Origin of the sequence: Acinetobacter sp. RW6 (assembly GCF_041956835.1) — a bacterium.
GTDB lineage: Bacteria > Pseudomonadota > Gammaproteobacteria > Pseudomonadales > Moraxellaceae > Acinetobacter > Acinetobacter calcoaceticus.
In genome coordinates, this window is record NZ_CP167121.1 from 1,946,664 (window position 1) to 1,958,993 (window position 12,330).

Here is a 12,330-nt window from a genome sequence, read left to right on the forward strand (position 1 = left end):
CTTACAAAAGCCATTTATACAATATATCTATCTCTTTTAAATTAATCTATATTTTAAGAGTATTTCTTAAAATCATATAAACATAATAGCTTCCTATATTCTGAATTTCTATCATCTTCTAAACTATCAATATAATTTTTCAAATCATCAAGACTAAGAGTATCATTCAAAATAAAGTGAAATATTGCATCCAACTTATAAGTCTTTCTAATTTGGTCAGTATCTAAAATACTCTGAATTGATGTAGCGGGAAAATTTTCAAATCTATCCTTTTTAGAGTTTTGATGATAAGCATAAATTTTATCACTTTGAGACCTTTTCAGTGTTGCAGAACACTTCAATTCCGGACAGACTTTACTAAATCCATAAGCTGGAAACCATTGATTAATCGGGACAACCATATCATCTAATAGCTCAACTATTTCACAGTTATTTGTATTGATGATTTCAAAATATTCACTTATAAACTGGGCTGGATTATTGATTTTATATAAATACTTAATATTTTCTTTTGAATCAATTGCTAAAACTTTATCAGAATTTTTCAGAGTCTCGATATCATCTGCAACACTAACTTTAATCGTTCCACCCGCAACAATTTCCCTGACAACGTCCAGAACTTTTCTAACTTCAAGTGCTGAAACTGGCAATGATAAATCTTCAATAGCTTTATATATACTCATATAATCATCAGTTTTAACCTTATTAATTCTAATCATAGAACCATTAATTAAAATATCATGATCTTGAATATCTAAAGAATCTGATCCTGCTTCATACTCTACCAGTAAAAAGTTTTTTCTAATTTCTTCAGCTTCTGGAGAGTTAATTTCCACATACTTATAAATCGTACTAAGGATCTCTTTAATATTTGTATCGCCAACACTATAACCTAAAAAATAATAGGATTATGTACAAATAAAGAAATTAGCTGTGCTCTAATTAACTCATATCTTTTAAAAAATATATCATAATCTTTACTTGTTAAAATTATTTTTTCTGGATGATTTACACATCCATGAATTTTATAAATAGATCCATAAGGATTACTTAAAAGAATTTCATTCCCAATTAGAGGCTGAAATTGAATTAAGTCTTCAATCATACGGTCATAATTTGTAGTTACAACAGATGAAATATTCTTCGATACTCTTTTGAATGTCTCTATCTCTTCCCTTCTTTCAGACCTGTAATTTAACGGAGTTAATAAATTTTTTACATAGATTTTAAAACGACTTAAGGTTTTACCTTGACGAGCAGCTTGATAGAATAATTGATTAATATCAGAGAATTTACCATCTTTATCATTCTGAGCAATCTCATTAAATTCTTTTTCTAAGGTCTCAGCTAGTTTCATTAAATCATGAGAGCCGTCATGCTGATTGTAAACTGTACTCTTTAAATCATAAAATTTTTCATCACTTCCATACAGTTCAATAGCAATATATTTCAGTAACCCTTCCCATGTAAATGAATTATCTAAATATCTTAAGCTTAATCCAGTCCCTACAAATAATACTGGATGGTTTTTGTAACCACTAACAAATTCAAAAATATCCATGCTACCGCTTCTAATGTGTTTTTCTAAAGACATTCTCATCTTATATTCTTGAATCTGTTCAATCAATTTAGAAATTGACTTTATTTTTTATACTTCTCATTAGGTTACTTTGAGTGCCACTTCCCTAAACAACGATGAACTGAAAATTTCAGAGCTTTGCTTTTCTTTATGAACCCAAGGCACTACCATTGATCCAACCCAAGCTGATTTAGCCCAAATATTTTCACCTTTCATCACTAGTGTTAATGGACCAAACATAGGTGAAATATTTTTGTACCTTAGTCATAAGTTACAAAACAAAAACGATTAAAAAATCTATGTGGAACAAAAAAAATTGATTTTTTAATAGCGACTTATAATGAAGATTCATATCTAATTTAGGTTTAAAAAACATGTCTAAAGTTTATACAATGATAAAAGAAATGAATACTTTTTTGGTTGAAAACGGCTATCCACCTTGCTCCGATATAAATCAATTCACATCTGAGCAATGGTTTGATTTTTCACAAATTGCCTCAAACCAATATCGCAACTTAGCGTTAGGGGATCTTTTCAAGAAGTTCGCTCTAGACACAGCTATCAAAACTCCTATTATGTGGTAACAACACAATCACCAAAAAGGAGCCTCTAGCTCCTTTTTGACTTTCTATAATTACATTTAATTTCTATAGAGTTTGATAATTACTATTGAACTGCCTATCACGGCGCAAGTCTGTAACACGTAGACGTAAATAAAGCGACTCTATTATTTAAACCGTCTGTTATCACAACTTCATAATGCGCGAATTTTTCACAACTTCAGAGCATGATAGTTGGAAGAACAGAAGTCTTTATAGGTAAGGCGGTTTTCCGACTCTGATGTTAAAGGCTGAACTTCTTGCATTAAATTTAAGTATCGTTCTGCAAGTTCAATTCAGGCTCGCCCTGCTTAATGTTCAAAATAAGATGGGGCATCTCGCCCCATCTTATTATTTAGCACTCAATGGCATTAACAGCGAGTCCACCTTTTGAAGTTTCTTTATATTTCTCAGACATATCTCTGCCTGTTTCTTTCATGGTCTGGATAACTTTATCTAGCGTCACAAAATGCTCCCCCTCATCATGAAGTGCCATTTGTGCTGCATTAATGGCTTTTACAGCCGCAATTGCATTTCGTTCAATGCAAGGAACCTGAACCAAACCACCAATCGGGTCACAAGTTAAACCCAAGTTATGTTCAAGACCAATTTCAGCCGCATGTTCTACTTGTTCAGGTGATGCACCTAAAATCTCGGCTAAACCAGCCGAAGCCATCGCACACGCCGAGCCGACTTCGCCCTGACATCCCACTTCTGCACCAGAAATAGAGGCATTGAGTTTACATAAAATGCCGACTGCTGCCGCACTTAGAAAAAAACGAACAACTTTGTCTTCTGAAAAGTCTTTAGAAAAAGTCACGTAATAATATAAAACTGCCGGAATAATCCCTGCTGCACCATTTGTGGGAGCTGTCACTACTCGACCACCAGCAGCATTTTCTTCATTTACGGCTAATGCAAATAAATTGACCCACTCCATGGCATGAAAAGTCGTCACAATCAGGTTTGAGTTTTTCTTATTTAATAACTTATCGTGAATTTTTTTAGCCCGACGTTTTACGTTTAATCCGCCTGGTAATATTCCTTCATTGATCAGCCCATTGTGAATGCACTGCTGCATCACTTTCCAGATTTGCATAATCTTGGCGCGAATCTCACTTTCACTACGCCAGCTTTTCTCATTTTCAAACATTAACTGACTTATTGATAAATGATGAGTTTTACATAAGCTTAAAAGTTCAGCCGCACTATGAAATGGATATGGAACCTTAATTTCACCAGTCTCAGACTGGGTTTGTGTTAATTGCCTTTGGCTAACAATAAAACCGCCACCAATCGAGTAATACGTTTCAGCATATAAAATTTCTTTCGCCTCGTTATAAGCAATCAGTTCCATTGCATTTGGGTGGTGAGGCAAAGATTCATCTAAAAAAAGCAAATCACGCTTATAGTCAAAAGAAATACTCTTTTGCTGATCGAGCTGAATGACTTTATTTTCAAGAACATCTTCAATCAAACTTGTACTTACTTGAGTATCGATATGTTCAGGATCAAAACCCATTAATCCTAAAAGAATAGCCTTATCTGTCGCATGACCAACACCAGTTGCTGCAAGCGAACCATATAACTTAATCTGAACTCGAAATGTCGTTTGGAGATAATTTTGCTTAACTAAATCATCCACAAAACTACATGCTGCTCGCATTGGTCCAACCGTATGGGAGCTAGATGGGCCTACACCAATTTTAAAAAGATCAAATACACTTATAAACACAGGGGTCCTACCTTCAATTCATTATTATTCGTATGTTCGTCGTTATTGTGTCCTTTCGGATAACTCCAAAATTATCATTAAGCTGAGTACAAATCACGAATAACTATTGGTTAGCAGCGCAAAAAGACAACGGTTGAACAATCAACATCGATCGGTTTAATCAAAAATATAAATTGTGGAGCTTTTATCCCCTAATAGATATTCTAGAAATAGTCTTTAAATAAGCACGCCAATTTGTATAAATAAAAAACCACAAATATTAGCCATTAGTCGCACCTCTCTATTTTTATTCATTTTTGCTGGTAAAGTGCTTTACATGGTTTGATACAACCTACTTAACTCAGATGCATAATTCACCTGTTACCGCATCTGATGTTTTTCAGCCTCTAGTCCGCTAGAGGCTTTTTTTATTATTGATTTAAAGCCTGATATATTAAATTTATAGAAATAATGAAAGAGAAGAAAAATGAGTCGAATTTTAAAATTAAGTATTCTAAGTTTTCCAGTTTTATTCTTGAGTGGCTGTATTGGCTGTTATAACCCGACAGGCTGTAACCGTGATGATTCACCTTATTTCTATACGACCCAAATAACTCAAGCCAAAGGCGTAATTGTTCCAGTTGGAACAAAACTGGTTTATAAATCTCAAAAGTCAAAACAGAAAAATGAACAAACTGCGCCACTTAAAGAAGAAAATATAACCTCGATAAAACTACCAAAAGATACTGCTATTCTTTGGGGAGGAATGCCCACCAATCATCTGCTTCAATTTGCTAATTCCGAAATGCAGGGATTTACCGCCTATCGAGCCCAAGAAGTTCCTGCCACATATTCCAATCAATTTTTAAAACTCTGGAAAGAGTGTGATAGTGATTTAGATATCTCGATCAAAAATAAAAATGACTGGAGTTTTAACCCTGCAAATATGAAAATTATTGGATGCGGAATTAACTATCAAGAAAGAGCTTCATACAACACCAACAATTCAAGCCAAGATAAAGTTGATATTTTTCTAATCAACATTAACAAGGCTTTACAACAACTACCTCAACAAAAAGAATATCCAGTCATTCACTATTCCCAAAATTAAAGTCGTAAAAAAGCCCGCATTTCAGCAGGCTTTTTTATTTCAAAATTCGGTCTATTCGCTTTTAATTAAAAAGTTAACCACATGTTGCATTCGTAATTTTTTTAGAAGCTGGGTCAATGGTGACCGTAACTCGGTTTGTACGATAATCCATAGTCATCGGTTGACCCGGAGCAACTTTACGCACAATTTCTGATTGAGTCTTTTGTTTAATTTGATCATCAGTAAGGCCAGATTGTCCCACTAATTTTTGAGCTTCTTCTGCTACACAGTTCGCTTGATTGTCACGGAATAATTTCCATTCTTCTACAACTTGGCCATTTGGTAAATGACAATAGCCGACCTGACCATTTGCTTCATTTCTAATTTCTAATTTTCCACCTTGTTCAACACAATATTGGCTAGCTGGATTTGGTGAACCAATTTTTGGTGGAGTCGGATCTTTATGTTGTACAGACGAGCAAGCCGTTAATGAAACAAGTGCCAAGCCAAGAAAGAGAATTTTTTTCATAATTTTTTGCTTCTTACTAAAAAAACTAAAGATATCAAAAAATTTCATATTCCATGTCACTTCTTTACAATAAAAAACTCACTTGAATGTTCTAGCAAAATAAATTTAATTTATTGGAAATTAAGATATTCCCAATTAAAAGCAATTTTTGAAATATTCTATTCAGGTCTTTCTAAAATTCGTGGCCCCGATCCTTCTAGCCCTAAAATATCTTCGGGGTTTCTTAATGGGCATTGCTCTAATGATAAACAGCCGCAGCCAATGCACCAGTCCATTTCATCTCTTAAGCGAGTTAATTTTTGAATTCGATCATCCAGATTTCCTCGCCAATGACTCGATAGATCCTTCCATTGCTTGGCTGTTAATTTACTACCTACAGGATACTGACTTAAAGCCTCTTTAATTTCATTTAAAGGAATACCCACTCTTTGAGCGACTTTAATAATCGCAATATATCTTAAAATAATTAAGGGATACCGACGTTGATTACCATTTGTTCTTATACTTTTTATAAGCCCTTTCGCTTCATAAAAATGTAGGGTCGAAACAGGAACTCCACTCCTTTTTGCAACTTCACCCACAGTCAAAACTCGACTAGAGTCAGCTTTTTTATTTTCACTCATCATGATTGACCTTAACTTTACTTGAGGTTTATAAGAGAGCGCTTTTATTTTGTCAAATAAATAACATAGATTTTCTTATACACTATGAGCTACCCCCCAAGGTATAGGTCTTATCTGTAAAAGCTGATGACAAAATGGATCTGATAATTAATTCAATCTATAAAATAACTTGCTGTCATTTAAATTTAAGACATTAGTTTTGTAGAGTAAACGAACATCCACAAATCCAAAACATGTTGTAAACGAAAGGCATGGGTGCACCTAATGGATAGACTTTTATCTGCTCGATCTTATAAGTTTTTTTACGTGACTCAATGTGTAATATATTATCGTAACGGGCAACCACAACTCCCTTTTTATATAATTTTTTCCTTTCATTCTTTGCGTCAAATTTATATACCAAAAAGTAAACTTTTTCTCCTACACCGATCTTTGAATGATTAACCATAATGTAACCATTACAATACTTACATTGCCAATCTTCCATATCTCAAATTATCACACGCTTAAATTAAAAAAACACACTGAATTTTATAGTATAGATTTATTAAAGATATAAATCTAAAAAAATATTTTAATTGAAAAAATAAGGTTTATTTGTGACACATATCACAATAAAAAATTCAAATTATATTCAGATACATCAATCACTTATCAAAAATATTTAAGGTTTATTATTTTTAAATATATAAAACCCATCCATAATTTATTTAATTATATAGTATATTTAGCAATAACTTTAAATTTAATTATAAATCTAGCCTCAATATATAACATGACATTTATTTAATTATTTACATTCAATTTAACCTTAAATATAACAATAGATTTTTTTAAAATATTAAATTAATTTCACAGTAAAATTGAAAATAATTCATTTCACATTATACAAATAATAAATATATAATTAATGGCATTACAATTTAATTTTTTTATTATGTCAACTCAACGTTTAAAATTAGAACTCCCTTCTGGACACGATCAACTATTACTTCACTCTTGTTGTGCTCCTTGTTCAGGAGAAGTTATGGAAGCATTAATCGACTCAGAAATTAAATTTTCAATATTTTTTTATAATCCTAATATTCATCCAGTAAAAGAATATTTAATCCGCAAAGAAGAAAATATTCGTTTTGCAGAAAAGCATAATATTCCATTTATCGATGCAGACTATGACACTGACAACTGGTTTGCCCGAGCAAAAGGGATGGAAGATGAACCTGAACGTGGCATTCGTTGTACCATGTGTTTTGATATGAGATTTGAACGAACTGCCCTTTACGCACATGAACACGGCTTTAGTCTCATCAGTAGTTCGTTAGGAATTTCTCGTTGGAAAAATATGGCGCAAATCAATGACTGCGGAATTCGCGCTGCTGCTCACTATCCTGAAATTCAGTACTGGGACTATAACTGGCGTAAAAATGGTGGCTCAAGCCGTATGATTGAAATCAGTAAACGAGAAGAATTTTATCAGCAAGAATATTGTGGCTGTGTATATTCTTTACGAGATACTAACCGCTGGCGTATGGGTAATGGGCGTGATCGTATTAAACTAGGTGTTAAGTTTTACAGTAATGCCATGGAAGAAGATTAATTTTTACTTCTCTTAAAAAATTAATTAATTTGTTCTTAGCTATATTTATTTTTTATAAAAAAAGAGCCACATCTGGAGAATGTGGCTAAAAGGTGTACTAAATAAGCTTTGATGTAGTTAGATTAATTGTGCTAGCTTAAAATAATATTAATTAAAATTAATTTTTAAAAATTTTAATAGCATTCCTATTTTCATATAACCAATTGATCGTCATAAAAATTTGCATTCAAGTATTTGAATAATGATTAAATTTATGTAAATAGCATAACTTAGGCTATTATTTAGCTTTTAAATATTGTGCAATTTTTTGAATGTTTTCAATAATTTCATTAGGTGTGTGGGCTGCATAGCCAATAAGTACAGCGGCCTTCTTGTTTGGCATCTGACAATATCTTGATAACGGCTGAACAGCTAAGTTTAGAGCTGAGCACTGATCAATAAATTCTTGCTCTGTCCACTCACCTTTTAACCAGCACACTGCATGGATACCTGAATCGGTTGGTTGAACACTAATCACATCTGAAAGATGCTCATCAATAGCTTTAATCAATGCTTGTTGGCGCTCATAGCATGCTTTTCTAACTTTACGCACGTGCCGAGCATAGTGGCCTTTTTGCATAAATAGAGACAAAGCTACCTGCTCTAAATAAGAACTTCGAACATCCGTATAATATTTGGCCGCACTAAAGGTTTCAATTAATGCTTCAGGCACAACCATGAATCCTAACCGAAACTCAGGAAACATCATTTTGGTAAAAGTACCAGAATAAATAACTCTTTGCTGCTGATCTAAACCCTGTAGAGCTTGAATGGGGTGTGTGCCATAGCGAAACTCACTATTATAATCATCTTCAAAAACCCATTTCCCTTGTTGAGATGCCCAATCGAGTAACGCAAAACGGCGAGCTAAACTTAAAGTTCCACCTACAGGAAACTGATGTGAGGGTGCGGTATAAACAAGTTTGCTTTTTGAATAATGATCTGTAATGTCAGAGATTCGCATTCCTTCCTCATCACTCTCGATCAAATTGACCTGAGCACCAAAACTTCGAAAAATATTAAAAGCTGCGTCGTAGCCTGGTTCATCTAGGCACACCTCATCATTTGCTTGAAGTAAAGCGTAACCAGCTAAATGAATTGCCTGCTGCGTCCCATTTACAATAATGATTTGCTGTTCATTGCAGTTCAGGCCTCGGGTGGAGCGGACATACTCACAAATTGCCTGACGCAATGGTAAATAGCCTCGCGAGTCGTGAAATTGGCCCAGTTGATAATAAGATTGCCGCCAAGCTTGTGTTAATAATTTCCCCCAAAGCTGATGAGGAAATAAATCAATACACCCCACTCCCACATGGAACATTTTTTTCTTTTGACTTGACCACGACTGCTCTCGCCATGAAGTTAATAAACCTTCAAGATTTGGATTAATGTTTAAGGATTGGGGCTTTTTTTCAACACATGAATTTAAGTCTTGCTGAATACCAATTAATTGATCTGGAATCACTTCGGCAACGTAGGTACCTGAACTTGGCTTAGTAAATAAATAGCCCTCATCAAGTAACCGTTCAAGAGCAGCTAACACAGAGTTTCGTGAAATCGACATCATCTCTGCTAAAGCACGACTTGAGGGTAATTTTGTCCTGGCAGTTAGCCTGCCATCTAAAATAGCATCACGCAAAGCAGAATATACTCCATCTTTAATCTGGCCCTTTGGCAAAATCAAATGTGGAAAAGATGCAGAAATCGAAGTTGCCATAACAAACTGGTACTGTGGAAAATATAAAAAGTGTATCTTATAAAAATACCACTATCAAAACTACACTCTTGTTTTCGACTTTCTAGAACTTTAAAACAGAGTGTAATTATTATGCAAAATCAAGATATTCAGATCGTCTCTGTTCAGCAGCAGGACTATTCACAATGGGAAAAATATTGGCTTGCTTATCAAAATTTTTATCAGGTAAATTTACCCCTTCATGTCACCAAAGTGACTTGGGAACGCTTTTTCGATGAAAATGAACCCGTTTATTGTGCTGTTGCCAAACAAGGCGAGCAAGTTTTGGGAATTGTGCATTATGTTATTCATCGTTCAACATGGGCAGAGAATAATTATTGTTATTTAGAAGACCTGTTTGTTTCACCTGAAGTCCGTGGCCAACACATTGGTAAGCAACTCATTGAATATGTACAAAAGCAGGCAATTGAGCATAACTGTGACCGTTTATATTGGCACACTCAAGAAATCAATCACACAGCTCAAAAACTTTATGACTGGATTGCACAAAAACCAGGAATAATTGAATATCGTATGCCTTTAATGTAAATCAATTGAAAACACCAAAAGCTGTAGTAATTCTTTTGGTGTTTTATCTTAAATAAACTTTATTTAAGACCAACATAGCTCCCTGCTTACACCTTAGCGAATGAGCTTGATGACTTTGTCATTAATGATGGTGCATTGATTAAACTCTGCAAAGCGCTTGATCTCTTGCTCTAATTGAAAAAAGAAAAGCTCTTTATCCTTGATTGTTTTTTCTAGATGTAGACTAATGACTTCTAACTCTTTTACTGTCCGATGTGCTTTGCAATCTATGCGACCCACTAGCTCATCTTGATAAAGAATAGGTAAGCAAAAATAACCAAATACCCGTTTGGCCGCTGGCACATAGCATTCGATCCGATAATCAAATTCAAATAAAGATGTTAAGCGGTCACGATGAATCAGCGAGTTATCAAAAGGCGAAAGTATTTTTAATCCAAAATCAGTATTCACTTTTTGTTCTATTGCAGCTACATCGACATATAGAGTTTGTCCATCAACAAGTTTAATCGCTGATACTACACCTGCGTCGATCTGCTCCTTCAGCACGACACGCATAGCTTCTTTTAAATCTTTTCCCTTTAAATGAACCAATTGCTTCCATGTAAATGCACCATGTGCTCGAAGCGTAGTATTAAATAAATACTGCGCATATTCATGAAGCGTAGGCATACTTAAATCAATATTTTCAGGTAAGCAGCGTTCGGTCAAATCATAGACTTTTTCCATTCCATTACGCTCACAGATCATCAGATCCCCCTGCATATATAACTGCTCAAAAGCACGGCGACCTGGACCTGTATTCCACCAATTTCCCAAACTCTTTTTATTATTCTTATCAATATCGCGTAGTCGAATTCTACCCTCCGCACGAACACGGGCTAGAATTTCATTCATGAGGTGTTGATCACCTCTATTGAAATAACGACTTTCCCCTTTCCTTACAGACATCATGGCAGGCAGTGCATAACGGTAGTCTTTCATAGGAAGATAAGACGCCGCGTGATACCAATATTCAAAAATCTGACGCTCTCGAACCAAATTATTTAAATGACTTAAATCATAATCAGGCACTCGACTCCATAATATATGGTGATGAGCGCGCTCAACAACCGATATGGTATCAATCTGCACATAACCCAAATGCTCAATAGCCTGTAAAGTTCCATCCACACCTTTTGCAAATGGACTAATCTTTCCTAAGCCTTGATTAAATAGAGCCAAACGTTTTAAAGATGAAGTCATAGAAAGCTCAATTGGCTAATCACTGAATCAATTTTAATGTCCTGTATTTTAGGTTCTGTAAACATATTTCTCTCTTTTTAATTTATATCATTCAAACTTTCAGCAATCAGTTTTTCTGCCATTTCCTGTGTCTTTCTTAAGCCCGGCATACGGAACTCGGTATGGCCATAATCTTGAATAGATTTCCAGCGTCCACCCCATGTAAGCCCAACTGATTCAGCAACTTGCCCATACAAACGATAGCCTTGCATAGCCCAAGGGTCTCTTTCAGAAATAACCACTTTTCCATTTCGTTTAAAGGCTACATCTGCCGCCAAACCAAATTGATGGTAACTCTGATACCCTTTTGCTCTTGTTGTGTTCGGATTACCTGCCAACATATTTTGACGAACAGGACTACGATATCCCTCTAATAGAACCAACTCATAGCCATATTGTTCTTTCATGATTTTAAAAACCATGAGTAAACGCTGCTTATAACGGGGGTTCATTTTGCTCCATTTACGATCTACTAAACTGGTATCTAAAATAGCTCGCCCATCGAAACTCGCATTATCAATAGGTGAAGAATTAATAGCGCCACTATTTTGAGAAGAATATTGTTGCTCTAGTTGTGTGGCCTCTACAATCGCTGCTTCAATTAAGCTTTCGTCCACTTCTGGCGGTGGAGATAATATTTCACCATTCAAAAGTGCATAAATTTGAGGATCTGTTTTTTTGAGATATTCAGCTTCAATTCGAGTTGAGCTAATAGGTCTGGTGAAAGCAAACACTAGAATACTGGCAAACAAGAAAAAACCTGCAATTACAATCCACCACTGTTGTAAATGCCAATGGGATTGTAGCTTTTCAGGCGCAGCTGCCTGATTCATTGTTTGAGCAAATTGTCTAACTTGATTAAGCTGCTTACGACCTTGTGGCAGTAATGACAAAACAAAATCTTTACTTCTACTCCTTAGCTCATAAGACATTAAGAACGCTAAACCAATTGCCAAGCATGTAAAGCAAAAGAAAATGAGAAAAATCATCATCAG

At 34.7% G+C, this 12,330-nt stretch carries 13 protein-coding genes and 2 pseudogenes; 4 read left to right on the forward strand and 11 right to left on the reverse strand.

Annotated elements, in window-relative coordinates; genetic code table 11:
• Positions 1 to 53: 53 nt before the first annotated feature.
• Together ACB088_RS09215 and ACB088_RS09220 are read right to left on the reverse strand one after the other, a co-directional pair.
• On the reverse strand, positions 54 to 836 hold the full coding sequence (locus tag ACB088_RS09215) for a hypothetical protein (RefSeq protein ID WP_375038728.1): 783 nt from the start codon (positions 834 to 836) through the stop codon (positions 54 to 56).
• Between the two features lie 56 nt (positions 837 to 892).
• Entirely contained in the window at positions 893 to 1,561 is a 669-nt protein-coding gene (locus ACB088_RS09220; RefSeq protein WP_375038729.1) for an SIR2 family protein, read from the reverse strand.
• 392 nt (positions 1,562 to 1,953) lie between these two features.
• On the opposite strand from ACB088_RS09220, the gene ACB088_RS09225 reads away from it, so the two are divergent.
• Complete coding sequence (locus ACB088_RS09225) at positions 1,954 to 2,163, forward strand: hypothetical protein (RefSeq protein WP_375038730.1); 210 nt, start codon at positions 1,954 to 1,956, stop codon at positions 2,161 to 2,163.
• 97 nt (positions 2,164 to 2,260) lie between these two features.
• Here the strand turns inward: ACB088_RS09225 and ACB088_RS09230 are convergent.
• The 3 genes and pseudogenes from ACB088_RS09230 to ACB088_RS09240 all read right to left on the reverse strand — a co-directional run.
• Positions 2,261 to 2,359, reverse strand: a pseudogene (locus ACB088_RS09230) (phenylacetic acid degradation protein); the annotation flags it as partial.
• Positions 2,352 to 2,474: pseudogene (locus ACB088_RS09235) on the reverse strand (hypothetical protein); the annotation flags it as partial. The pseudogenes ACB088_RS09230 and ACB088_RS09235, both read right to left, overlap by 8 nt.
• Before the next feature lie 59 nt (positions 2,475 to 2,533).
• Positions 2,534 to 3,913 carry an L-serine ammonia-lyase gene (locus ACB088_RS09240; protein WP_375038731.1) on the reverse strand — a complete coding sequence of 460 codons (1,380 nt, stop codon included), beginning with the start codon at positions 3,911 to 3,913 and terminating at the stop codon, positions 2,534 to 2,536.
• Positions 3,914 to 4,379: 466 nt separating this feature from the next.
• On the opposite strand from ACB088_RS09240, the gene ACB088_RS09245 reads away from it, so the two are divergent.
• The gene (locus ACB088_RS09245) at positions 4,380 to 5,003 is read left to right on the forward strand and encodes a hypothetical protein (RefSeq protein WP_375038732.1); all 624 of its coding nucleotides are present in this window, start codon (positions 4,380 to 4,382) and stop codon (positions 5,001 to 5,003) included.
• 73 nt (positions 5,004 to 5,076) lie between these two features.
• On the opposite strand, the gene ACB088_RS09250 is transcribed toward ACB088_RS09245, so the two are convergent.
• From ACB088_RS09250 to ACB088_RS09260, 3 genes are all read right to left on the reverse strand, one after another.
• Complete coding sequence (locus ACB088_RS09250; protein ID WP_003651098.1) at positions 5,077 to 5,511, reverse strand: I78 family peptidase inhibitor; 435 nt, start codon at positions 5,509 to 5,511, stop codon at positions 5,077 to 5,079.
• A gap of 158 nt (positions 5,512 to 5,669) precedes the next feature.
• On the reverse strand, positions 5,670 to 6,137 hold the full coding sequence (soxR, locus tag ACB088_RS09255) for a redox-sensitive transcriptional activator SoxR (RefSeq protein WP_375038733.1): 468 nt from the start codon (positions 6,135 to 6,137) through the stop codon (positions 5,670 to 5,672).
• A gap of 190 nt (positions 6,138 to 6,327) precedes the next feature.
• Positions 6,328 to 6,621, reverse strand: coding sequence for a hypothetical protein (locus tag ACB088_RS09260; RefSeq protein WP_307010347.1), 294 nt, complete (start codon positions 6,619 to 6,621; stop codon positions 6,328 to 6,330).
• Between the two features lie 450 nt (positions 6,622 to 7,071).
• Here ACB088_RS09260 and ACB088_RS09265 point away from each other — a divergent pair, with 450 nt between their 5' ends.
• Positions 7,072 to 7,731 carry an epoxyqueuosine reductase QueH gene (locus tag ACB088_RS09265; RefSeq protein WP_003651086.1) on the forward strand — a complete coding sequence of 220 codons (660 nt, stop codon included), beginning with the start codon at positions 7,072 to 7,074 and terminating at the stop codon, positions 7,729 to 7,731.
• 277 nt (positions 7,732 to 8,008) lie between these two features.
• On the opposite strand, the gene ACB088_RS09270 is transcribed toward ACB088_RS09265, so the two are convergent.
• Positions 8,009 to 9,487 (reverse strand): PLP-dependent aminotransferase family protein, encoded by a 1,479-nt coding sequence (locus ACB088_RS09270; RefSeq protein ID WP_375038734.1) that lies wholly within the window; start codon positions 9,485 to 9,487, stop codon positions 8,009 to 8,011.
• A gap of 111 nt (positions 9,488 to 9,598) precedes the next feature.
• On the opposite strand from ACB088_RS09270, the gene ACB088_RS09275 reads away from it, so the two are divergent.
• Positions 9,599 to 10,054: a GNAT family N-acetyltransferase gene (locus ACB088_RS09275; protein WP_375038736.1), complete on the forward strand. Its 456-nt coding sequence runs from the start codon at positions 9,599 to 9,601 to the stop codon at positions 10,052 to 10,054.
• 93 nt (positions 10,055 to 10,147) lie between these two features.
• Here the strand turns inward: ACB088_RS09275 and ACB088_RS09280 are convergent, their stop codons facing one another.
• A complete protein-coding gene (locus ACB088_RS09280) occupies positions 10,148 to 11,296 on the reverse strand; it encodes a winged helix-turn-helix domain-containing protein (protein WP_199991164.1) in 1,149 nt (382 codons plus the stop codon).
• 77 nt (positions 11,297 to 11,373) lie between these two features.
• Positions 11,374 to 12,327, reverse strand: a complete 954-nt coding sequence (locus ACB088_RS09285) for a M15 family metallopeptidase (RefSeq protein ID WP_375038737.1) — start codon at positions 12,325 to 12,327, stop codon at positions 11,374 to 11,376.
• Positions 12,328 to 12,330: the final 3 nt, after the last annotated feature.